Origin of the sequence: Onishia taeanensis (assembly GCF_900100755.1) — a bacterium.
In the GTDB taxonomy this organism is placed as follows: domain Bacteria; phylum Pseudomonadota; class Gammaproteobacteria; order Pseudomonadales; family Halomonadaceae; genus Onishia; species Onishia taeanensis.
Genome location: NZ_FNCI01000005.1, coordinates 164,792 through 186,599, shown reverse-complemented (window position 1 = coordinate 186,599; position 21,808 = coordinate 164,792). Strand labels below are relative to the sequence as shown.

The window sequence follows — 21,808 nt, the reverse complement described above, 5'->3', positions numbered from 1 at the left end:
TGACGCGAGGATTCAGCGGTGTGCTCGACGGTGCTGGTGATCTCCTCCATCGAGGCCGAGGTCTGCTGCAGGCTGGACGCCGCATTCTCGGTACGCCGCGAGAGATCCTGACCGCCGGTCGAGATCTCGGTAGCGGCGAGGCGCACCGACTCGCTGCTTTGGCGGATGGTCACCATCACCGCCTCCATCTTGCCGACGAAGCGGTTGAAGGCGGCGGCGATCTGCGCCACCTCATCGCGGCCCTGCTCCGGCAGGCGCCGGGTCAGGTCGCCCTCGCCACTGGCAATGTCCTCGAGGGCATCCCGGGCACGCTCCAGGCCGGCGAGCGTCCGCTTGAGCCACAGGCCGAGCAGCAGCGCGGTGACGCCGATGATAATCACCAACGTAATCAACGAGGACTTGAGGATGGCACGCAGGCCGGCGGTAGCCTCTTTATCGTCCAGTGCCACGCCAAGCTCCCAGTCGCTGCCGGCGATGGGTGTCACGGACAGCCGCTTATCGGCACCGTCGATGGTGATGCGCTGCCAATTGGTCTTGGCGCTACCTAGCTGCGCAATAGCGGAGGGCGTCAGTTGGTCGCTAAGGCGAGTCAGGGGCTTGAGGGTCAGGTCGGCATTGGGGTGGGCGATCAATGTCTCGCCGCCGCTGCTCAAGAAAGCGAAACTCGACGGCGTCGGCTGGATACTATTGACCTGAGCGACCAGCTTATCGATCACCACGTCACCACCGATCACGCCGTACAAGCGCCCGCCGCGCTCGACGGGAGTGGCAAAGGTGACCACCATCCGGCCGCTGTTGGCATCCACGTAGGGCATCGACACGATGGTCTTGTTCTGCTCGGTAGCCGTGAGATACCAGCCGCGCTGTCGTGGATCGTAATCGTCCGGCGGCACCCAACCATCAGAGGTGGTCAAAGAACCATCCGGCTTGCCGAGATAGGTCGACAGGAACCCACCGGACTTGGCCAACTGGACCAGCGCCGGCACGGGGTCATCGCCCTTGGCCGGCTCACGAGCCGCTTCGACCATGCTGGTGCGAGCGGCGATCCACTCTTCGATCGCCATCGCATTGCCCGTCGCAACGGACCCCAGCTGCTCGGCAACCTGCTGTTGGTCATGAGACTTGACGGTCAGGTAACTAACGGTCGCATTGATCACCAATGCCAAGGCGATGATCGCCAGAGTGATGATCAGTATGCGCTTGCGCAAGGAGGAAAACATGGGGCGCCCTTAATGAGTAAAACATTATGTTGTTCGACGACAAATATCTGAATGGAAAGATATTTGCTTCTTCTTTATATCGGCGAGGGCGCCCATTTCTTGAGCCGCCGATAGATTATGCCGCCAGCGCTGAACGCTGCTTGAGCAAAGCCTGGCTAGCGCAGATCGCTGACCGCCTCCTGGATGTTTTCAAGACTGTCCTTCGACAGATCCTTGGACAGACTATGAATGACCCGATGCGAGGTCGGCCCATCGAGCTTATCGCGCAGCAGGCCGAGAAAGCGCGGTGGCGCCACCAGGATCAGCTTGTCGAGATCGTTCTCGATCCGCGCCCGGTATAGGCGTTCAGCGATCTCCTTGGCGAAACGCTCGGCGTGGTGCTGAGTCGCCACGTCTTCGCCTCCCGTGGCCCGCGCCGCCATCCCCGACGACTGATGAACGTCTCCGCCGTTATCGGTAACAAGGTCTCCCTCATGCAGGCGTCCCTCGGCATGTACCAGGCTGTCGTGCTCGACAAGCTTGAGGGCATCCCGGGTAAAGATACGAGCCCGGGCGGCATCAGCGACCAGAATATAGGTTGTCATGGCAGTTCCTCGGTTGAGTGAAACGCATCATCGCAGCACCCGCGTTCCCATACTGGAGATTGGCAAGGCCCCGACAGGGCGTCAAATGCGGCCCGTCGCTGGGTGGCGACAGAATGCGCAGCGAGGGCGCTGTGGTAAAATTCACGCATCTAGCAAGGACCCACCTGACCCATCAGTGTGGTCATGGCCCCGCCCCACTTTCGTCATTGGAGACGTCCTCGATGCGCAATCTGTTGCTGATGCGCCGCCCCCTGCCGCGCGGCCTACTGGTCTCGCTACACCTGTTTAGCCAGCTCGGTATGCTGGTGACCGGCGGGCTCTGGACCCGCGAGGCACTGGCGCCGCTTGCCACCACACCGCTGTCGGCTCAGTGGCCGACACTGGGGCTGGGCGTTGGCGCGACGCTGGCCGCTTGCCTGCTGGTGCGTGTCCTGTTTGAACTGCTGATGACACCCCATCACGTACAAGCCATGATCGCCCTCCAGCGACTGCCTTTCACGCGCTCCACACGCCGGCGCCCGGCGGTCCACGATGAGGACGATAGCTGGGTAGGCGAGGCGCGCCAGGTAAATCCCGAGGCAACAGCACCTCAGCCTGAAGCGTTCAATGCTGCCTATGCAGCATCGGCAGCCGGTGCTGCGGCTGCCGCTGCACCGCTTAACGACGCGCCGGCTAGCGCACAGCCATCAGCCGGCGCTTCATGGCCCCGTGAGCCGCAGCTCGACCTCGCCGCGCCCGCCTGGACAGACAACTACGCGCCCACAGCAGAGCCGCGCCTGTAGCCAGCACATGCCGATACGTTAGCGTCATCAGGCTCAAGCAGGCATGGCCAGCCGCGTTTGGCTGGCACTTTAGGCAAGAGGCCACTGGGATCACGAACCGCTGGCGGGCTCGCTGGAGGCCGGCGGAATCCAGGCAATCATGTCGACTTCGACGTCGGCCCCACCGGCCAGGCCGGTAACGCCGATGCAGGTCCGGGTGGGCAGAGGCGCAGGGAAGTAGCTGGCGTAGACCGCATTAACCTCTTCGAAATGCCCCATATTGGTAATAAACACCCGCGACTGAACCACATATTCGAAGTCGCTGCCCACGGCGTCGAGAACGATCGCCAGATTCTGCATCACTCGGTGCGTCTGCTCGGTAAAGGTGCCGAGCAGCATCTCGTTGGTTTCCGGAACCGTGGGCATCTGGCCCGTGATGAAGACCAGGTCACCGACCCGGCAGGCATGGGAAAAGGGCGCGATCGGCTGAGGCGCACGATCGATGAACAGCTTTTCAATCATTCAGGAAGCTCCCATGGCACAGCCGGCATGCCGGCTGTGCCTGACACGACTCAGTGGCCGAGAATCTGGCTGAGGAACAGCTGAGTCCGCTCGGACTGGGGGTCGTTGAAGAACGGCTCTGGGGCGTTCTCCTCGATGATCTGCCCCTGGTCCATGAAGATGACCCGGTCGGCGACCGTCTTGGCAAAGCCCATCTCGTGGGTCACACACAGCATGGTCATGCCCTCTTCGGCGAGCTCCACCATGACGTCCAGCACTTCCTTGATCATCTCGGGATCCAGCGCCGAGGTCGGCTCATCGAACAGCATAACCTCCGGGTGCATGCACAGTGAGCGAGCGATCGCCACGCGCTGCTGTTGCCCCCCGGAGAGCTGGCCCGGGAACTTGTGGGCCTGCTCGGCGATGCGGACCCGTTCGAGGTACTTCATGGCCAGTTCCTCGGCCTCGCGCCGCGGCTTCTTCTGCACCCAGATCGGCGCCAGGCTGCAGTTCTCGAGTACCGAGAGGTGCGGGAAGAGATTGAAGTGCTGGAACACCATGCCGACGTGGTGGCGGATCTGTTCGATGCGTTTGACGTCCTGCGTCATGGGAATACCGCCCACCACGATCTCACCCTGCTGATGCTCCTCGAGATGGTTGATGCAGCGGATCAGCGTCGATTTGCCTGAGCCCGAAGGCCCGCAGATCACGATCCGCTCGCCGCGCTGAACGGTCAGGTCGATGTCGCGCAGCACGTGGAAGTCGCCGTACCACTTGTTCAGGCCGCGCATTTCGATCATGGGGGTGTCGTCGGCCTTGGCCGTTTGTGAAGTCATACCGATATCCTTGTTCTTGTAGGCGACCACCCGCCGAACAGGCGGTCGCCGGCTGCGCCTGTGCGCGTCTAGTGGCCGGTGTGCAGCTTGCGTTCTAGGTACTGGCTGTAGCGAGACATGCCGAAGCAGAAGATCCAGAACACAAACGCCACGAAGACATAGCCTTCAATCGAGTAGCCCAACCAGTCGGCATCGGCCAGCGCCGCCTGCACGATCGCCAGCAGGTCGAACAGGCCGATGATCAGCACCAGCGAGGTGTCCTTGAACAGAGCGATGAAGGTGTTGACGATGCCGGGGATCATCATTTTCAACGCCTGGGGCAGTACGATCAGCCCCATGCGCTTCCAGTACCCCATGCCCAGCGCCGCTGCCGCTTCTTCCTGGCCCTTGGGAATCGCCTGCAGGCCACCCCGCACCACCTCAGCCATGTAGGCACTCTGGAACAGGGTGATGCCGATCAGCGCTCGCACCAGCTTGTCCATATCCACTTCGGTGGGCACGAACAGCGGCAACATCACCGAAGCCATGAACAGCACCGTGATAAGGGGCACGCCGCGCCAGAACTCGATGAACACCACCGAGATGCTCTTCACGATCGGCATCTTCGACTGGCGCCCCAGCGCCAGCACGATGCCGATCGGCAGCGCCGCGACGATCCCGACCACCGCCAGCACCAGGGTCAGCATCAGGCCACCCCAGCGATGCGTCGGCACCGTCGGCATGCCGAACAAGCCGCCGTGTAGCAGGTAAAACGCCACGATCGGAAAGACCGCCAGGGTCAGCACCGCGGCCAGCTTCTTGGCCGGCAGCCGAGGCAGCGCCAGCCAGGCAATCATCACCGCGAACAACACGAAGGTGAGATCGACCCGCCAGCGCAGTTCACTGGGATAGAAGCCATAGATGAACTGCTCGAAACGGGCCGAGATGAACACCCAGCAAGCGCCACCGGAGCTACAGGCCTCGCGGCTGGTGCCGATCCAGTCGGCGTCGATGATCGCCCACTGGATCAGCGGCGTGAGCCCCGCGATCAGTGCCCAGATCGCCAGCAGCGACAGCACGCTGTTGATCGGGCCCTGGAAGAGGTTGGCACGCAGCCAGGCGATGGCGCCGATGCTGCGCTTGGGGGCGGGGCGGGCATCCACCGGCGTCGTATTTAAGGTCAGTTTGCTCACTTATCGCTCCACCAGCGCCATGCGCGCGTTGAACCAGTTCATGAACATCGAGACCAGCAGGCTCAGCGTCAGATAGACCGCCATGGTCATCATGATCACCTCGATGGCCTGCCCGGTCTGGTTGAGCGTGGTACCGGCGAAGACGGATACCAGGTCCGGATAACCGATCGCAGTGGCCAGCGACGAGTTCTTGATCAGGTTGAGGTACTGACTGGTCAGCGGCGGGATGATCACCCGCATCGCCTGGGGAATCACCACCAGCCGCAGGGTCATGCCACCGGAGAGCGACAGAGCTCTCGCGGCCTCGGTCTGCCCCTTGGATACCGCCTGGATGCCCGAGCGCACGATCTCGGCGATAAAGGCGCCGGTGTAGATCGACAGCGCCAGCCACAGCGCCAGCAGCTCCGGCAATACGGTGATGCCGCCCGAGAAGTTGAAACCGCCAAGCTTGGGAATATCCCAGGTCAGCGGCATACCGCTGGCGATGAATACCACAGCGGGCAGGACAACAATGATCCCGGCACTGATCCATCCAGCAGGCAGCCGATCCCCGGTTGCTGCCTGGCGGCGGCGGTTCCAGCGCACCAGCACGATGGCCGCGATCACGGCCACGGCCAGCGCCACCAGCGTCCACACGAAGCCCGGCCCACCCACTGGCGCGGGCACCACCAGACCACGGATGTTGAGGAACACGGCCTCACCGAGACTCATGCTCTGGCGCGGCGAGGGTAAGCTGCGCAATACGGCGAAGTACCAGAAGAAGATCTGCAGCAGCAGCGGGATGTTGCGGAAGATCTCGACGTAGGCCCCGGCGATCCTGGCGATCAGCCAATTGGGCGATAGCCGGGCGATGCCCATTAGAAAGCCGATGATAGTGGCCGCGGCGATGCCGAGGGTCGAGACCAACAGGGTGTTCAGCAAACCGACCAGGAAGGTGCGGCCATAAGTGCTTTGAGGCGTGTAGTCGATCAGACTCTGGACGATACCGAAGCCGGCGGTGTCATGGAGAAAGCCGAAACCGGTAGTGATGCCACGCGCGTCCAGATTCTCGAGGGTGTTGCTGACGATGAAGCCAATCACCGCAAATAGCGCGGCAAGCATCAACGCCTGAAAGAGTAGCGCCCGCTTGGCAGGATCACGCCAGAATGGTGGCGTCTCCCTTCGAGGCGGAGGCGAGGAAGGAGTAGTCATGGAAGGTCCTCTCCACTAGCAATGACACAACGACGGACCCCGCCCCAAAAGTGGAGCGGGGCCAGTGGAGAGCGTTAGCGAATCGGCGGAGCGTACTGGATACCGCCTTCGGTCCAAAGCGCGTTGAGGCCACGCTCGATGTTGAGCGGTGAACCCGCACCGACGTTGCGGTCGAAGACCTCGCCATAGTTACCCACTTGGCTGACGATGCTATAGGCCCAGTCGGCCGGCAGACCCATGGCCTCGCCGAAGTTGCCTTCGCTGCCCATGAAGCGGGCGATGCCGGGCTTTTCGGAGCCCTTCATCTCATCGGCATTTTCACTGCTAATGCCCATTTCCTCGGCGTTGATCATCGCGAACAGGGTCCACTTGACGGCGTTGAACCACTGATCGTCACCCTGGCGAACCACCGGACCTAGCGGCTCCTTGGAGATGACTTCCGGTAGCACCTTGGCGCTATCGGGATCGCTCAGCTTGATGCGCAAAGCATTGAGCTGGGAGGTGTCGGACGTCAGCACATCGCAACGACCGGCTTCGAAGCCACCGACGGTCTGGTCGGAGGTATCGAAGACCACCGGCTCGAAGCTCATGTCGTGGGCCTGGAAGTAGTCAGCCAGGTTGAGTTCGGTGGTGGTACCGGACTGCACACAGAAGGCCGCGCCGTCGAGCTGCTTGGCACTGTCGATGCCCAGCGATTCCTTGACCAGGAAGCCCTGGCCGTCATAGAAGCTGACGCCAGTGAAATTGAGACCCAGAGTGGTGTCGCGGGTCGCGGTCCAAGTGGTGTTGCGGGACAGCACGTCGATCTCGCCGGACTGCAGCGCAGTGAAGCGCTCCTTGGCGTTCAGCGGCACGAACTGCACTTTGGAGGCATCGCCGAATACCGCGGCGGCCACGCCGTGACAGACATCAACGTCGATGCCTTCCCAGTTGCCCTGATCATCGGGCGTGGAGAAACCGGGCAAGCCGGTACTGACCCCACAGACGACCTGGCCGCGTTCTTTCACAGCGTCCATCGTTTCTCCGGCCTGGGCAGAGCCTGTCGCCAGCAGGGTGGCCATAATGGCGGTCGCGGAACACAGCAGGGTTTTGTTGTTGTGCAACATTTTGTTATTCCCTTGGATTGGGGTGAATTGTTGTTGTCATGCTCGTGGCATGTCGGGCGACAGTAGCAAAGCCAATTCGCCAGCCGTTAGATAAGACCGGCAACCTTTCTTCAACGCAAGCGGTATCGAAGGCATCTAAAAGCCCATCAAAATATAAAAATAATTTAAAAAACATAGAGTTAAAAAATTCTACGAAGGTCGTAGAGCGTTGAATACGGTGGCATGCCGCAAAAAAGAGACGCGGGAGTGAAGGCGGGTGGGCAGGAGAAAGGGAAGAGAAAAGCAGTGGCGGGAAGCAAAAATAAAGCTAGCAGCAGGCCGTCACAGGCGCTTAACCACAGAACCTTAACAAGCACCGACACCGGCGCGGGGCCGGTGCCGGGCGTAACTCACTCTTCGAAGGCGCGGCGCATGAAAGGTGGCAGCGCCAGGGCACCGCGATGGGCCTCGGCGGTGTAGTAGTCCAAGGTCATATCGCTTGCCGCCGCGTCGGCCTCGCGGAATGACTTAACGTCGACGCCCTTGCCGGCCAGGGTCACGCTCCACCAGCCCGACGGATAGACCGGCTGCGGGAACGGCAGGGTGGCGACACTCTCGAAGCCGGCGGCACGCATATCGCGACGCAGCTCGCGGATGATGCTGCCGCTGTGATAGAGCGGCGACTCGCTCTGCTGGACCATCACCCCACCCTGGCGCAGCAGGCGGTGGCAGCGCTTCAGGAAATCGGTCTTGAATAGCCCCTCGGCCGGGCCTACCGGATCGGTGGAATCGATGATCATCACATCGACGCTCTCGTCGTCGGCCTCATCCACCCACTTGACGCCGTCGGCGAACTTGAGCTCGGCGCGGGGATCGTCATTGGATTCGGTCAGCGCCGGGAAGAAGCGCTCGGCGGCCTTGGTCACTTCCTCGTCGATATCGATCAGCGTGACATGCTCGACCCCAGGGTGCTTGAGCACTTCGCGCAGGGTGCCGCAATCACCGCCGCCGATGATCACGACCCGCTTGGGGGCCGCGTGAGCGAACAGCGCCGGATGGGCGATCATCTCGTGATAGAGAAAGTTGTCGCGATCGCTGAGCATCACGCAGCCGTCGAGCACCATCAGATTGCCATAGGTCTCGGTGGCATAGACTTCGAGGTGCTGATAGGCGCTGGTTACATCCCACAGCTTTTCGCGGACCTTCAACGAGAAGGCGCTGCCGTGGCTATCGAAGACTTCGGTAAACCAGCCGGTGTCGAGTGATTCGGTCATCATGGACTCTCGCAGAACAGAAAAAGGGGACTAGCGTTGACTGAAGTCGCCAGGGCGACGGTTCATCGCGCGCCACCGCCCAGCAGGTACCGGCGCAGCAGCGCAAGCACGACCAGGCCGAGCAGCACGCCGAGGGTATTGGCCAGGATATCCCAGGGATCGCCACCCATGCGGCCGGGCACAGGCAGCTGCGCGAACTCGATGGCGACCCCGTAGGCCACCACGCCGATGAAGGCCGGCCGCGCGCTGATGCCGGCGAGCCCCACCAAACCCGCCAGCCCAGCATAGCCAATGAAGTGGTTGGCCTTGTCCCAGGGCAGACTATCAGGCATCTCGGTGCCCGGGGTCAGGCTGCCGATGGCGATCACCAGCGCCGCCATGACGGCGAGCCCTGCCCAGGCGAGCCGTCGGTCGTGCAGGCGAAGGAGGAAGCCCATGGCCTCAGTCCGCCGCGTGATAGGACGGGCTCAGCTCGTGCAACGCCTCCATGAAGGCGCTTACGTGGTCAGGATCCGTGAACTGGCTGATGCCATGGCCGAGATTGAAGATATGCCCCGGGCCACTACCGTAGCTGTCGAGCACTCGCGCTACCTCGGCGCGGATCGCGCTGGGCTTGGCGAACAGCACATTAGGGTCCAGGTTGCCCTGCAGGGCAACCCGGTGACCGACCCGGCGACGAGCATCGGCAAGCTCGGTGCTCCAGTCCAGGCCCAGCGCATCGGCGCCGCTGGCGGCGATATGCTCGAGCCACTGGCCGCCGTTCTTGGTGAACAGGATGACCGGCACCCGGCGTCCTTCATGGCTACGGATCAGGCCGGCGACGATCTGCTCCATGTAGCGCAGCGAAAACTCGAGATAGGCCGGCGTCGACAGGCTACCGCCCCAGGTATCGAAGATCTGCACCACCTGGGCGCCGGCGCGAATCTGGGCGTTGAGATAGTCGGTGACCGAGCGCGCCAGCACGTCGAGCAGTTGGTGCATGGTATCCGGGGTGTCATAGAGCATGGTCTTCACATGACGGAAGTCCTTGCTCGAGGCACCCTCGACCATGTAAGTCGCCAGCGTCCAGGGGCTACCCGAAAAGCCGATCAGCGGCACCCGGCCGTTGAGCTCGCGGCGAATGGCGCTCACCGCATTCATCACGTAATCGAGATCCCGCTCGGCGTCCGGTACCTCGAGGGCGGCCACCTCGGCCGGAGTCCGCACTGGCTTTCTGAACTTGGGTCCCTCGCCGGTCTCGAAGTAGAGCCCCAGCCCCATGGCATCGGGAATGGTCAGTATGTCGGAAAACAGGATGGCGGCATCCAGCGGGAAGCGCTCCAGCGGCTGCAGCGTCACCTCGCAGGCCCGGTCGGTATCCCGGCACAGATCCATGAAGCTGCCGGCCTGACCGCGAAGCTCGCGATATTCCGGCAGATAGCGACCGGCCTGGCGCATCATCCAGACCGGGGTACGGTCCACGGGCTCACGCGCCAGGGCGCGCAGGATACGATCGTTCTCGAGTTGCATGCGACGTCATCCACTCAGAAATTTGCCGACATTGTACCGGATGCCAGGCCCCCAGGGGCTAGTCCTGCGACGCGATGCCTCGATTCGCAGGCGCCTCGAGCGGCGAGATGCCCCTTGGAGGGCGGCGAGGCCGCCACCCTGCGATGAGCGCGCACGAGCCGTGAGCGAGCGCGGCGATGCTGGTAGACTTGGGGCATCGCGTGCCAAGCGCCGCCACGTTTCATCGAGGTTTTTCGTGACGATCCGATTCATCGCCGCCTCCCGGCTGCCCACCCCCTGGGCGACTTTCACCATGCATGGCTTCGAGGATGATGCCACTGGCAAGGATCACATCGCCCTGACGCTCGGCGACATCACCGATGGCGCCCCGGTGCTCGGGCGGGTGCACTCCGAGTGCCTGACCGGTGATGCACTGTTCTCGATGCGCTGCGACTGCGGCTATCAACTGCAGGAAGCGCTCAAGCGGATCGCCGCCGAAGGCCGCGGCGTGCTGCTTTATCTGCGCCAGGAAGGACGCGGCATCGGCCTGCTCAACAAGATCCGGGCCTATCACCTGCAGGACGAAGGCGCCGATACCGTGGAGGCCAACGAGCGCCTGGGCTTTGGCGCCGACATGCGCCGCTATGGCCTGTGCGTGCCGATGCTCGACCACTTGGGCGTGACCTCGCTCAGGCTGATGACCAACAACCCACGCAAGGTCGAGGCGCTGACCCGCGATGGCGTCGAGGTCAGTGAACGTTTGCCCATCACCACGGGTCTTAATCCCCATAACGAGCAGTATTTATCCACCAAGGCCGGCAAGCTGGGACACATGATGGCGCTGGGCGACTTTACCCAGGCGGATGACGTGGATATAGAGCGCAAGTCCTGATCTAGCGTGATCGGCCGTCCTAAGAGACGAGCAGCGGCCCCGCCGCCCCGATTCAGCGACCTGCGCAGGCTCGACCGTTGGCAGAGAGTGCACGGGGACAGAGCATGGTCGCGAATTCATCACCTAGCCAGGATGCGGCTTCCCCGAAAGCGCAAGATGCTACGGGCGACTACACCCTGTTCGAGGAAATCCTGCATAGCGTGAGCCATGGCATCGGTGCCGTGCTCAGCGTTGCAGGCATGACCGCACTGATCGTCGCGGCGAGCCTTGCCCATGATGTCGACGCCTGGAAGCTGGTTGCCTTCAGCCTCTACGGCATTACCCTGATCGGCCTCTACACCACCTCGACCCTCTACCATGGCAGTCGCCACCCACGCCTCAAGCGGGCGCTGCAGATCGCCGACCATTGCGCCATCTATGCGCTGATCGCCGGCACCTACACGCCCTTCATGTTGGTGAACCTTCGCGACGGCCCCGGCTGGCTGCTGCTGGCCGTGGTCTGGACATTGGCGCTGTGCGGCATCGCGCTGAAGGTGCTCTGGCCCCGCCGGTTCACGCCCCTGAGGCTGATCCTGTACCTGGCCATGGGGTGGCTTGCCGCCCTGGCGGCCGGCGATCTGATTGCCACGCTCACTCCGGCAAGCCTTGCCCTGCTGATCAGTGGCGGTGTGATCTATACCCTCGGCGTCATCGTCTTCGTCCTCGAGACCCTGCCCTACAATCACGCCATCTGGCACGCCTTCGTGCTGGCCGGCAGCGGCTGCCACTACGCCGCCGTCTATATCGGCGTCCTGCCCTTTACGACGCTCTAAAGGCGAGCGGCTGTTGACGCCTCGATTTGGCCGAAGCCGGCCGATAAAAAAGCGCCCTTCGCGAATCATATGTCGATACGCGAAGGGCGCTGGCGTGGCTCAGTAGCTGGCAGGGGGCTCGCTACCCAGCAGAGGACTCACGCGCCTTCTTGATACGCTCGTAGGCGTTGCTGATCTCGCTGGTGCGCTCCTTGGCCATCTCACGCATGCTCTCGGGTAGCCCTTTGCCGGCCAGCTTGTCAGGGTGGTTCTGACTCATCAGGCGACGATAGGCCTTCTTGATGTCGGCGTCGCTGGCATCTTCTTCAACGCCCAGCACCCGATAGGAATCCTCGAGCGAGGGGCCCTGGGTGCCGCCTTCGGCGCCTCCACCGCCACGCAGCATGGCCTCGATCTGAGCGATCTCGGCTTCCGTGCAGCCAAGCCCACGGGCCACGCGCAGCAGCATGTCGTGCTCGGCGGGATGCAGCTGGCCGTCGGCGGCAATGGCCGCCAGCTGCACCTGCAGAAACACCTGCAACATGGCGCGCTGGCTGCCGACGACGCCGCGCACCTTGGCGAGCTCCGCTTCGAGATCGAAATCTTCCCGCTTGCCGCGGGTGAAGTCTTCACGCGCCTTGGCGCGCTGGGCCTCGTTCAGTCTCAGTCGATCCCACAGCTGCCGCGACGCCTCGAGTTCGTCTTCGGTGACCTGGCCATCGGCCTTGCACATGCAGCCCATCACCGCGAAGGTCGATTCGAGGAACTGTGCCTGCGCGCCTGCCAGCTTGCCGATCAGGCTCTTCTTGAGTCGCTGGATCAGCCAGAAGCCAAGACCGCCACCGATGAGCAACCCGACCGGACCTCCGATCAGATAGCCCAACAGCGCACCAATCACTATCGCTATCAACATGATGTTCTCGTCCTAGAGCCGGTGCCTCGCGCCGACGTGGGTGAATACAGCAAGATACGTTAGGGGCCGGCTCGCCAAGGCGTGCCGTTCGCCCATTCTATCAGGGCCCAAGGCGCGGCCACGAGAGACACGGCAACGGCTCGCCGCGCGACCGAGACGCTGCAGCCGCGTGACGCAGGGCACCTGCTAGCCCATGGCGGTGTTTTCTTGGCAAAAAAAGACCCCACCGAAGTGGGGTCAGGCAAGGATCAAGAAGGGTGCGTGAACGGGATAGCGAGCGCTTAACGAGTTGCCGCCTGGGCATGGCTCAGCGATTCGGCCTGGGCCTCAGTCGAAAAGTGAGTCTGACGCTCTTGCTTGGCGATCAGTGCATGGCTCGCCTCGGCGAGGCTGGCACTGGCGTCGTTGATGCGGAAGTCGGCGACCGGCGCACGGCTAGCGCTGACCGATACCTGCTCAGGTGCCGCCTGATTGACCTCGAGAGCCCGCTGGGTGGCAATGCTTGCCTGGGCAGCCATCGGCAGAATGGCGACGACGAGAGCGGCGAGAGTAAGTTGGCGTTTCATATAGCGAATCTCCTTTAGGCTGTGTTGCTATGATGGTGATAATATTAGCACGTTAATTAACTTGCTAACAAACTATTTCGATCTAATTGATGCAACCTCGCTATCGCGGCTCGCCGTCGTAAGGGCATCGCCCAACAGCACCGAACGCACTGCTCCCTACTCCCTATTCCCTAGACAAAAAAAGACCCCACCGAAGTGGGGCCAGGCAAGGGATACAGCAGTCACGCTTTCGCGATGAGTGGTCGGCCTTAACGAGTGGCCGCCTGAGCGTGGCTCAGGGCCTCGGCTTGGGCCTGACGTGAAAAGTCGGTCTGGCGCTCTTCTTGGGCGAGCAGTGAACGACGAGCCTCGGCCAAGCCAGCGCTTGCCTCATTGACGCGGAAGTTGTCGACCGACTGGCTAGAAGCGCTGAACTGTACTTGCTCGGGGGCCGCCTGATTGACATCGAGGGCGCGCTGGGTGGCAACGCTTGCCTGAGCGGCCATCGGCAGAGCGGTGGCGACGACGGCGGCGAGAATAAGTTGGCGTTTCATATAGCGAATCTCCTTTGCGCTGCGTTGCTATGGGGATAATACTATTAGTCAGTTAATTAGCTGACTAAAAGTTTGTCGCAATATGATCGATGTGCTCAGCCTATCGGCAACGCTAGCAGGGGTCTGCAGCAAAAACGCCGCCCGGAAGGGCGGCGTGACTAGCGGCTAGCAACTGGGGCCGAGGCGATCGGGCAACTAACCTCGGCGCGCCAAGATGGACGCCTCGATGCCGGCGACGTCCAGGCCGCAATCGCTGAGCAGCTCGGCGGGCGTACCGTGCTCGACGAAGGCATCGGGCAGCCCCAGATTGAGCACCGCCACCGACTCGCCGGCCCCGGCGAGCAGCTCGTTGACGGCACTGCCGGCACCGCCGGCCACCACGTTTTCCTCGAGGGTCACCAACAGCTCATGGTAGCGCGCCGCCGCCAGCACCGCCTCGCGGTCCAGCGGCTTCACCGAACGCATGTTGAAGTGGGTTGCGTCGAGACGCTCGGCAACCTCGGCGGCGGCACCATTGAGGCTACCGAAGGCCAAGATGGCGATGCCATGGCCCTGACGACGCATCTCCGCCTTGCCGATTTCCATCGGCTCGAGGTGCGAGGGGATCTCCGCCCCCGGGCCCGTACCACGCGGGTAGCGTACCGCTGCAGGGCCCGGATGATGATAGGCCGCCGAGAGCATGGCGCGACACTCGGCCTCGTTGGCCGGGGCCAAGATCACCATGCCGGGCACGCAGCGCAGGAAGGACAGGTCCATGGCCCCGTGATGCGTGGGGCCATCCTCGCCGACCAGGCCAGCGCGGTCGATGGCGAAGGTGACGTCCAGCTCCTGCACGGCGACATCGTGAATCAGCTGATCGTAGCCGCGCTGCAGGAAGGTCGAGTATATCGCCACCACCGGCTTGCTGCCCTCGCAGGCCATGCCGGCCGCCAGCGTCACCGCATGCTGCTCGGCGATGGCCACATCGAAGTAGCGCTCGGGGTATTCCTTGGAAAAGCGCACAAGATCAGAGCCTTCGCGCATTGCCGGCGTGATGCCGAGCAACCGTTCGTCCGCGGCGGCCATGTCGCACAGCCAGTCACCGAAAACGTTGCAGTATTTCTTCGGCTTCGGGCGCGGCGGCGCGTCCGCCGCACCCGGCTCCATCACCGGCGCCGGCGATGCGGCCGGCGGTGCACTGGGCTTCTCGAGCTTGGTGATGGCGTGATAGCCGATCGGATCGGCCTCGGCGGGCTCGAAGCCTCTGCCCTTGCGCGTCTTAACGTGCAAGAACTGCGGGCCGTCCAGGTCGCGCATGCTGCGCAGGGTCTGGATCAGCAGCGGCAGATCGTGACCGTCGATGGGGCCGATGTAGTTGAAGCCCATTTCCTCGAACAGCGTCGCCGGGCTGACCATGCCCTTCATGTGCTCTTCGGTGCGGCGTGCCAGCTCCAGCGCGCCGGGCAGGTGCGAGAGCATGCGCTTGGAGTTCTCGCGCATCATGGTATAGGGCTTGCTGGTGAGGATCTTGGCCAGGTAGCTGGCCATGCCGCCGACGTTCTCGGAGATCGACATCTCGTTGTCGTTCAGCACCACCAGCAGGTTGGCGTCAACATGCCCGGCGTGGGCCAGGGCCTCGAAGGCCATACCGGCGGTCAGGGCGCCATCGCCGATGACCGCACAGACGCGACGATCCTCGCCCTGGGCGCGAGCGGCCAGCGCCATGCCGAGGGCCGCCGAGATCGAGGTGCTGGAGTGGCCGACCCCGAAGGTATCGAATTCCGACTCGCTACGCCGCGGGAAGGCGGCCAGGCCGCCATGTTGACGAATGCCAAGCATCGCCTCGCGCCGGCCGGTAAGAATCTTGTGCGGATAGGCCTGGTGACCGACGTCCCAGACCAGTCGGTCATGGGGGGTGTCCAGCGCCTGATGCAGCGCCACGGTGAGCTCCACCACGCCGAGCCCGGCGCCAAAGTGGCCGCCGCTGACGCCAACGCTATATAAGAGGTAGGCGCGCAGTTCATCGGCCAACTGGGCGAGCTGAGTCGCGCTCATCGCATGCAGCGCGGCAGGCGTCTCCAGGGTGTCGAGCAGCGGCGTGGCCGGACGCTCGGCGGGAATCTCGTCGAACAGCTTCATGTGGGCATCTATCGTGTCAGTGGTCGCGCTCGATCATGTGGCGAGCCAGGGCAGCCAGGGTAGCAGCCTCGTCGCCCAGGGGCGCCAGTGCCGCCAGGGCCTCGTCGAGCAGGTCATCGGCCATGGCGCGAGCGCCATCGAGGCCGAGCAGGGCCGGATAGGTCGGCTTGTCTCGGGCGGCATCGGCCCCCGAGGTCTTGCCCAGCGTCACCGTATCACTGGTGACGTCAAGAATGTCGTCCTGAATCTGAAAGGCCAGGCCGACCGCCGCCGCATAGGTGTCCAACGCCACCAGGCGCGGGTCGTCTGCCTCGACGGCCGTGAGGCCCCCCAGGCGAACGGCGGCGCGAATCAGCGCGCCCGTCTTGTGGCGATGCATGCGGGCCAGCGACTCGAGGTCGGCCGGCTGGCCCACCGCGGCGAGATCCAGCGCCTGGCCGGCGGCCATGCCGCTGCGGCCGGACGCCTCGGCAAGTGTCGCCACCTGGGCGGCCAGCCGTGGATGCGCCTGGTGCGCCAGGACCTCGAAGGCCAGGGTCTGCAAGGCATCGCCGGCTAGGATGGCGACGGCCTCATCGAAGGCCCGATGAACCGTCGGCTGGCCGCGGCGCAGATCATCGTTATCCATCGCCGGCAGATCGTCGTGCACCAGCGAGTAGGCGTGAACCAGCTCCACCGCCGCGGCGGGCGGATCGAGCGCCTCATCGCTGGCGCCCAGCGCCCGGCCGGCGGCATACACCAGTACCGGCCGCAGACGTTTGCCACCGCCCAGCACGCCATGGCGCATGGCGGCGTCGAGGCGCTCGGCCACGCTCGGTGTCGCAAATAGCGCCTCTAGCCAGGCATCGATGCGCGCCTGGTCGGCGCGCAGCGTAGGCTGCAGCGCGACCGACACGGCCGATGGATCTTGCTGGATGCTTTCCGGGGCACTTTCCTTGGCACTCACCGCACGTCCTCCGCACCGCCCGGGAAGGGCGCTTCTTCGAGTTCGCCATCGCCGCCCTCGACCAGGCTGCGCACCTTAAGCTCGGCAGCATCGAGGCGACGCTGGGCCTCACGGGTCAGGCCTACGCCTTGTTCGAAGGCGGTAAGCGAGGCTTCGAGACTCAATTCACCGGACTCGAGACGAGTCACCAAGGCTTCGAGCCGCTCGAGGGTCGAGGCAAAATCCTGAGGGGGCGCACCGGCATCCGGCATGCTGTCCTGATCGGCCATGGGCATCTCGCTGTCGTGGGCAGGCCGCCGGGCCCGCGCGCGTCAAAAATCTGGTCGGTCAGTATACACGCAACCCCCGGGGGTGCGTCTGCCCCGTGCCCGACTTGCATGGACAGCATGCCTGCCGCCCATGCAAGCGGTTCATGAGCCGCAAGCAGCATTTTCATTGCGCCCGCCCACGGCGGGAGCCGCGTCTGTGCTAGGATATGCGCCCTGTTGACCCTGTTTATCGCTTCTCGCGTCCTTTTGAGCTTTCTAGGGAGCTGGCTAGGGCGGCTGGGGTGACGCCTTGCCTGGGCGTGCGCCACGCCATTTGGAGCCACGACGGGCCAGCAGAACAGACGACATATCACCAAGAGGCGCCGCGCCCGTGGTTGGCCGGGTCTCGCAGAACTAGGCGACTCACGCCAACGATAGGGTTGATTCGACAATGGCCAAAACGTCCCTGGACAAGAGCAAGATCAAGATCCTGCTGCTCGAGGGCGTCCACCAGAGCGCGGTGGACAACTTCCTGAATGCCGGTTACACCAACATCGAGCATCTCTCCACCTCGCTGGATGAAGAGACCCTGATCGACAAGATCAGCGATGTTCACTTCATCGGCCTGCGGTCCCGCACCCAGCTGACCGAGCGCGTGTTTGCCGCCGCCGAGAAACTCGTCGCGGTAGGCTGCTTCTGCATCGGCACCAACCAGGTCGACCTGAATGCGGCGCTCAAGCGCGGCATCCCGGTGTTCAACGCCCCCTACTCCAATACGCGTTCGGTGGCGGAACTGGTGCTGGCCGAAGCCATCATGCTGCTGCGCGGTATTCCGGAGAAGAATGCTCAGGCCCACAAGGGCGGCTGGCTGAAGAGCGCCAAGAACTCACACGAAGCGCGCGGCAAGACGCTGGGCATCGTCGGCTACGGCAGCATCGGTGCCCAGCTGTCGGTGCTCTCCGAGTCGCTTGGCTTCGACGTCATCTACTATGACGTGGTGACCAAGCTGGCCATGGGCAACGCCCGCCAGGTAGGCAGCCTCGAGGAGCTGCTGGCCCGCGCCGACATCGTCAGCCTGCACGTGCCCGACCTGCCCTCGACCCGCTGGATGATCAGCGCCGAGCAGATCGGCCTGATGAAGCAGGGCGGCATCCTGATCAACGCCTCGCGCGGCAGCGTGGTGGAAATCGAACCGCTGGCCGAGGCCCTGAAGGCAGGGCGCCTGCTCGGTGCGGCAGTCGATGTCTTCCCGGTCGAGCCCAAGGGCAACAACGAGGAGTTCGTCAGCCCGCTACGCGGCCTGGAGAACGTGATCCTGACCCCGCACATCGGCGGCTCGACCCTGGAAGCCCAGGAGAACATCGGCGTCGAGGTCGCAGAAAAGCTGATCACCTACTCCGACAACGGCACCACCATCACCTCGGTCAACTTCCCCGAAGTGGCGCTGCCGGCGCACCCGGACAAGCACCGCCTGCTGCACATCCACGAGAACGTGCCCGGCGTGCTCTCCGAGATCAACCGCGTGCTATCGGAAAACGGCATCAACATCTCCGGCCAGTACCTGCAGACCAACGAAGAGGTCGGCTACGTGGTCATCGACGTCGACAAGGCCTATGGCCAGCAGGCTCTCGATGCCCTCAAGCATGTCGCGCACACCCTGCGCATCCGCGTGCTCTACTCCGAAACCAACTATTCGGAGTGATCGGGTCTCGCCTGACCGGGTCTCGCCTGACCGGGTCTAGTATGAACCCGCGAGGCTAGCCCCACCTCAATGCAACGACCCCGGCTCTGAAGGCCGGGGTCGTTGCGTTTGGGCACACCGGCCCCTCTGATCATGCCCCTTGAGCACGCCAACTTGCCGCGAGGCTGATCGAGATCAAGGCCAGCGGGATGCGAACGCCTCGTCGGGCGGGTAAAATGCTCGCCACTTTCAACCCCGGTCCGTCCTTTGCGAGGACGACAACCAGGAGAGCTTCATGGCATCACCTCACTCCGAGGGGGGCATCGTCGTTGCCGCCCTGTACAAGTTCGTAACACTGGATGACTTCGAGGCCCTGCGCGAGCCGCTGCGCCAGGCCATGCTGACCCATGACGTCAAGGGCACCCTGCTATTGGCCCGAGAAGGCATCAACGGCACCGTCTCCGGCACCCGCGAGGGCATCGACGCCCTGCTGGGCTGGCTTGGCCGTGACCCGCGCCTTGCCGACGTGGATCACAAGGAATCCTACTGCGACGAACATCCCTTCTATCGCACCAAGGTCAAGCTGAAGCGCGAGATCGTCACCATGGGCGTGCCGGACGTCGACCCCAACGCCAAGGTCGGCACCTACGTCGATCCCGAGGAGTGGAACGCGGTCATCGCCGACCCCGAGGTGCTGGTCATCGACACCCGCAACGACTATGAGGTGGCGATCGGCTCCTTCGAGGGCGCCATCGACCCCCAGACCAAGTCATTCCGCGAGTTTCCGGATTACGTCAAAGCGCATTACGACCCGGCCAAGCACAAGAAGGTGGCCATGTTCTGCACTGGCGGCATCCGCTGCGAGAAGGCCTCTAGCTTCATGCTCCACGAGGGCTTCGAGGAAGTCTTCCATCTCAAGGGCGGCATCCTCAACTACCTGGAGAAGGTCTCCGAGGATGAATCGATGTGGCGCGGCGACTGCTTCGTCTTCGATAACCGGGTGACGGTGCGCCACGACCTGAGCGAGGGCGTGTTCGACCAGTGCCATGCCTGCCGCATGCCGATCTCCGCCGAAGACCAGCGTGCCGAAACCTATGAACCGGGTGTAAGCTGCCCGCACTGCTTCGACTCGCTGCCCGAGAAGACCCGAGCCAGCGCCCGCGAGCGCCAGCGTCAGATCCAGCTGGCCAAGCAGCGCGGCGAGCCCCATCCGCTGGGCCGGGATCCGCGTCAGATGAAGGAAGGCGCGAGCAAGCAAGCCAGCGACGATAGCCGCTAACGTCGCAACCCTCCCGCGTGACCCGCAGCGCCGCCCTCGAGGCGGCGTTTTTGCGTACGCGCCTGGTCACCACCTAATCGCCGCCTCGAGGCTACCCGCCACGCGATCCTTCTCGTTCCCTTGTTCTCACTTAACGGTCACTTCAAGCTCTCTTCAGTCTTGGCATCCACCGACACAGCTTGCGGTCGAGCCAGTTGATGATATACAAGGAATGTATACAAAATATTCCAAGGTGTGGACCCTCGAACAGGCGACCTGTCGACGCCACCGCACCCGCCCGCGATGGTTTCGCGGGCCATCCCACGCCCGCTCCAGCATCCCCAATCATCAACAACAATGCATGCGGAGAACCCAGGATGACCCTTCACAGCGACTCGCTCGCCGATGCGCCCTCGCGCGCTCGCAGCACCCATGACGTCAATGCCCTGCCACCCCTGACCCGAGCGATTCCGTTGGGGCTGCAGCACGTGCTGGCGATGTTCGTCGCCAACGTCACCGTCCCCATCATCATCGCTGGTGCCGCCGGCCTGCCCGCCGAGCAGACCGCCTTCATGATCCAGGCGGCGATGTTCGTTGCCGGCGCCGCGACCCTGCTGCAATCGCTGGGCCTGGGGCCAATCGGCGCGCGACTGCCGATCGTGATGGGCACCAGCTTCGGTTTCGTGCCGGTGCTGATTCCCATCGCCGTGGGCATGGGCCTGCCCGCCGCGCTCGGCGCCGGGCTGTGCGGCGGCATCGCCATGGCGCTGGTCGGCAGTTGCCTGCGCTGGGTGCGCTTCCTGTTCCCGCCGGTGGTGACCGGCAGCTTCGTGGTCATGCTCGGCACCCTGCTGATTCCGGTTGGCTTTGCCTATGTGGGCGGTGGCTTTGGCGCCGAGGACTTCGGCGCCCCGCATCACCTGCTGCTGGCGGCACTGGTGCTGTTGGTGACCCTGGGGCTGCATCAGTTCGGCCGCGGCATCTGGTCAGAGGCCGCACCGCTGATCGGCCTGCTGGCGGGCTACGCCACCGCCGCGGCCTTCGGCCTGGTGGATGTCTCGGCGGTGGGTGAGGCGAGCTGGCTATCGCTGCCGACGCCGTTTGCCATCGGTGTCGAGTTCCATCTGGCGGCGATCCTGCCGGTGGTGCTGCTGGCGGTGGTGACCTGCGCCGAGTCGATTGCCGATATCGTCGGCACGACGTCGGGCGGCATGGATCGCCAGCCGACCCGCCGCGAGCTCTCCGGTGGCGTAATGGCCGACGGCCTGTCCAGCGTGTTCGCCGCGGTGTTCAACGCCTTCCCGCAGATCAGCTTCAGTCAGAACGTCGGCATGGTAGCGCTGACCGGGGTGGTCAGCCGCTATGTGGTGGCGATCGGCGGGGCCTTCCTGGTGATCGCCGGACTGGTCCCCAAACTGGGTGCGCTGATCTCGAGCATTCCCGACGCCGTGCTTGGCGGCGCGGTACTGATCATGTTCGGCATGATCGCCAGTGCCGGCATCAAGATGCTTTCCCATATCGCCTTCGACAAGCGCAACATGGTGATCATCGGCGTCTCGCTGTCGGCGGCCATCGGCCTGCCGGCGCAGCAGGGCCTCTATGCGGGCCTCGGCGAGAACCTCCAGGCGATCATCGAATCCGGGCTGATTCCCGGCGCACTGTGCGCCATCATCATGAACCTGGTACTGCCCAACCGCGAGGCCGGGCCCGCCGAACACAAGCCGTCCTGATGCTAGGCCTCGCCGACAGG

At 63.7% G+C, this 21,808-nt stretch carries 22 protein-coding genes; 6 read left to right on the top strand and 16 right to left on the bottom strand.

Features of this window, described 5'->3' with window-relative positions; all coding sequences use genetic code 11:
• A partial coding sequence (locus BLR71_RS09455) for a methyl-accepting chemotaxis protein (protein WP_092525413.1) occupies window positions 1-1,220 on the bottom strand: 1,220 nt, incomplete at its 3' end.
• A gap of 155 nt (window positions 1,221-1,375) precedes the next feature.
• Window positions 1,376-1,804: a host attachment protein gene (locus BLR71_RS09450; protein WP_092525411.1), complete on the bottom strand. Its 429-nt coding sequence runs from the start codon at window positions 1,802-1,804 to the stop codon at window positions 1,376-1,378.
• A gap of 221 nt (window positions 1,805-2,025) precedes the next feature.
• Between BLR71_RS09450 and BLR71_RS09445 the strand changes: the two genes are divergently transcribed.
• Window positions 2,026-2,586: a hypothetical protein gene (locus BLR71_RS09445; protein WP_092525409.1), complete on the top strand. Its 561-nt coding sequence runs from the start codon at window positions 2,026-2,028 to the stop codon at window positions 2,584-2,586.
• 90 nt (window positions 2,587-2,676) lie between these two features.
• Here the strand turns inward: BLR71_RS09445 and BLR71_RS09440 are convergent, their stop codons facing one another.
• The 8 genes from BLR71_RS09440 to hemE form a co-directional block, all read right to left on the bottom strand.
• Window positions 2,677-3,087, bottom strand: a complete 411-nt coding sequence (locus BLR71_RS09440; RefSeq protein ID WP_092525407.1) for a RidA family protein — start codon at window positions 3,085-3,087, stop codon at window positions 2,677-2,679.
• Window positions 3,088-3,137: 50 nt separating this feature from the next.
• Window positions 3,138-3,866 (bottom strand): amino acid ABC transporter ATP-binding protein, encoded by a 729-nt coding sequence (locus tag BLR71_RS09435; RefSeq protein ID WP_092525453.1) that lies wholly within the window; start codon window positions 3,864-3,866, stop codon window positions 3,138-3,140.
• A 104-nt stretch (window positions 3,867-3,970) separates the two neighbouring features.
• Complete coding sequence (locus BLR71_RS09430) at window positions 3,971-5,065, bottom strand: amino acid ABC transporter permease (RefSeq protein WP_092525451.1); 1,095 nt, start codon at window positions 5,063-5,065, stop codon at window positions 3,971-3,973.
• A 9-nt stretch (window positions 5,066-5,074) separates the two neighbouring features.
• Window positions 5,075-6,265: an amino acid ABC transporter permease gene (locus BLR71_RS09425; RefSeq protein ID WP_092525405.1), complete on the bottom strand. Its 1,191-nt coding sequence runs from the start codon at window positions 6,263-6,265 to the stop codon at window positions 5,075-5,077.
• 74 nt (window positions 6,266-6,339) lie between these two features.
• Window positions 6,340-7,368 carry an amino acid ABC transporter substrate-binding protein gene (locus tag BLR71_RS09420; RefSeq protein WP_422730768.1) on the bottom strand — a complete coding sequence of 343 codons (1,029 nt, stop codon included), beginning with the start codon at window positions 7,366-7,368 and terminating at the stop codon, window positions 6,340-6,342.
• Window positions 7,369-7,760: 392 nt separating this feature from the next.
• Window positions 7,761-8,624 (bottom strand): polyamine aminopropyltransferase, encoded by an 864-nt coding sequence (gene speE / locus BLR71_RS09415; protein ID WP_092525401.1) that lies wholly within the window; start codon window positions 8,622-8,624, stop codon window positions 7,761-7,763.
• A 62-nt stretch (window positions 8,625-8,686) separates the two neighbouring features.
• Window positions 8,687-9,061, bottom strand: coding sequence for a VanZ family protein (locus BLR71_RS09410; RefSeq protein WP_092525399.1), 375 nt, complete (start codon window positions 9,059-9,061; stop codon window positions 8,687-8,689).
• Window positions 9,062-9,065: 4 nt separating this feature from the next.
• Window positions 9,066-10,133, bottom strand: coding sequence for a uroporphyrinogen decarboxylase (gene hemE / locus BLR71_RS09405; protein WP_092525397.1), 1,068 nt, complete (start codon window positions 10,131-10,133; stop codon window positions 9,066-9,068).
• Between the two features lie 235 nt (window positions 10,134-10,368).
• On the opposite strand from hemE, the gene ribA reads away from it, so the two are divergent.
• Window positions 10,369-11,004 carry a GTP cyclohydrolase II gene (ribA, locus tag BLR71_RS09400; protein ID WP_092525394.1) on the top strand — a complete coding sequence of 212 codons (636 nt, stop codon included), beginning with the start codon at window positions 10,369-10,371 and terminating at the stop codon, window positions 11,002-11,004.
• Window positions 11,005-11,108: 104 nt separating this feature from the next.
• Complete coding sequence (gene trhA, locus BLR71_RS09395; protein ID WP_092525392.1) at window positions 11,109-11,816, top strand: PAQR family membrane homeostasis protein TrhA; 708 nt, start codon at window positions 11,109-11,111, stop codon at window positions 11,814-11,816.
• Between the two features lie 121 nt (window positions 11,817-11,937).
• Here trhA and djlA read toward each other — a convergent pair whose 3' ends face one another.
• From djlA to BLR71_RS09365, 6 genes are all read right to left on the bottom strand, one after another.
• Window positions 11,938-12,708 carry a co-chaperone DjlA gene (gene djlA / locus BLR71_RS09390; RefSeq protein ID WP_092525390.1) on the bottom strand — a complete coding sequence of 257 codons (771 nt, stop codon included), beginning with the start codon at window positions 12,706-12,708 and terminating at the stop codon, window positions 11,938-11,940.
• Between the two features lie 281 nt (window positions 12,709-12,989).
• Window positions 12,990-13,274, bottom strand: coding sequence for a hypothetical protein (locus BLR71_RS09385; protein ID WP_092525388.1), 285 nt, complete (start codon window positions 13,272-13,274; stop codon window positions 12,990-12,992).
• A 248-nt stretch (window positions 13,275-13,522) separates the two neighbouring features.
• Complete coding sequence (locus BLR71_RS09380) at window positions 13,523-13,807, bottom strand: hypothetical protein (RefSeq protein WP_092525386.1); 285 nt, start codon at window positions 13,805-13,807, stop codon at window positions 13,523-13,525.
• A 195-nt stretch (window positions 13,808-14,002) separates the two neighbouring features.
• A complete protein-coding gene (gene dxs, locus BLR71_RS09375) occupies window positions 14,003-15,925 on the bottom strand; it encodes a 1-deoxy-D-xylulose-5-phosphate synthase (RefSeq protein WP_092525384.1) in 1,923 nt (640 codons plus the stop codon).
• Window positions 15,926-15,941: 16 nt separating this feature from the next.
• A complete protein-coding gene (ispA, locus tag BLR71_RS09370) occupies window positions 15,942-16,820 on the bottom strand; it encodes a (2E,6E)-farnesyl diphosphate synthase (RefSeq protein ID WP_092525449.1) in 879 nt (292 codons plus the stop codon).
• Window positions 16,821-16,867: 47 nt separating this feature from the next.
• Window positions 16,868-17,122 (bottom strand): exodeoxyribonuclease VII small subunit, encoded by a 255-nt coding sequence (locus tag BLR71_RS09365; RefSeq protein WP_092525447.1) that lies wholly within the window; start codon window positions 17,120-17,122, stop codon window positions 16,868-16,870.
• A gap of 448 nt (window positions 17,123-17,570) precedes the next feature.
• Between BLR71_RS09365 and serA the strand changes: the two genes are divergently transcribed.
• From serA to BLR71_RS09350, 3 genes are all read left to right on the top strand, one after another.
• Window positions 17,571-18,821, top strand: coding sequence for a phosphoglycerate dehydrogenase (gene serA / locus BLR71_RS09360; RefSeq protein WP_092525382.1), 1,251 nt, complete (start codon window positions 17,571-17,573; stop codon window positions 18,819-18,821).
• A 274-nt stretch (window positions 18,822-19,095) separates the two neighbouring features.
• Window positions 19,096-20,079 carry an oxygen-dependent tRNA uridine(34) hydroxylase TrhO gene (trhO, locus tag BLR71_RS09355; RefSeq protein WP_092525380.1) on the top strand — a complete coding sequence of 328 codons (984 nt, stop codon included), beginning with the start codon at window positions 19,096-19,098 and terminating at the stop codon, window positions 20,077-20,079.
• Window positions 20,080-20,435: 356 nt separating this feature from the next.
• Complete coding sequence (locus BLR71_RS09350) at window positions 20,436-21,788, top strand: uracil-xanthine permease family protein (RefSeq protein WP_092525379.1); 1,353 nt, start codon at window positions 20,436-20,438, stop codon at window positions 21,786-21,788.
• Window positions 21,789-21,808: the final 20 nt, after the last annotated feature.

Coding starts and splice junctions, on each gene's coding strand:
- BLR71_RS09450 (WP_092525411.1), bottom strand. CDS start 1,804: ATGACAACCTATATTCTGGTCGCTGATGCCGCCCGGGCTCGTATCTTT.
- BLR71_RS09445 (WP_092525409.1), top strand. CDS start 2,026: ATGCGCAATCTGTTGCTGATGCGCCGCCCCCTGCCGCGCGGCCTACTG.
- BLR71_RS09440 (WP_092525407.1), bottom strand. CDS start 3,087: ATGATTGAAAAGCTGTTCATCGATCGTGCGCCTCAGCCGATCGCGCCC.
- BLR71_RS09435 (WP_092525453.1), bottom strand. CDS start 3,866: ATGATCGAAATGCGCGGCCTGAACAAGTGGTACGGCGACTTCCACGTG.
- BLR71_RS09425 (WP_092525405.1), bottom strand. CDS start 6,265: ATGACTACTCCTTCCTCGCCTCCGCCTCGAAGGGAGACGCCACCATTC.
- speE (WP_092525401.1), bottom strand. CDS start 8,624: ATGACCGAATCACTCGACACCGGCTGGTTTACCGAAGTCTTCGATAGC.
- BLR71_RS09410 (WP_092525399.1), bottom strand. CDS start 9,061: ATGGGCTTCCTCCTTCGCCTGCACGACCGACGGCTCGCCTGGGCAGGG.
- hemE (WP_092525397.1), bottom strand. CDS start 10,133: ATGCAACTCGAGAACGATCGTATCCTGCGCGCCCTGGCGCGTGAGCCC.
- trhA (WP_092525392.1), top strand. CDS start 11,109: ATGGTCGCGAATTCATCACCTAGCCAGGATGCGGCTTCCCCGAAAGCG.
- djlA (WP_092525390.1), bottom strand. CDS start 12,708: ATGTTGATAGCGATAGTGATTGGTGCGCTGTTGGGCTATCTGATCGGA.
- BLR71_RS09385 (WP_092525388.1), bottom strand. CDS start 13,274: ATGAAACGCCAACTTACTCTCGCCGCTCTCGTCGTCGCCATTCTGCCG.
- BLR71_RS09380 (WP_092525386.1), bottom strand. CDS start 13,807: ATGAAACGCCAACTTATTCTCGCCGCCGTCGTCGCCACCGCTCTGCCG.
- dxs (WP_092525384.1), bottom strand. CDS start 15,925: ATGAAGCTGTTCGACGAGATTCCCGCCGAGCGTCCGGCCACGCCGCTG.
- BLR71_RS09365 (WP_092525447.1), bottom strand. CDS start 17,122: ATGCCGGATGCCGGTGCGCCCCCTCAGGATTTTGCCTCGACCCTCGAG.
- serA (WP_092525382.1), top strand. CDS start 17,571: ATGGCCAAAACGTCCCTGGACAAGAGCAAGATCAAGATCCTGCTGCTC.
- trhO (WP_092525380.1), top strand. CDS start 19,096: ATGGCATCACCTCACTCCGAGGGGGGCATCGTCGTTGCCGCCCTGTAC.
- BLR71_RS09350 (WP_092525379.1), top strand. CDS start 20,436: ATGACCCTTCACAGCGACTCGCTCGCCGATGCGCCCTCGCGCGCTCGC.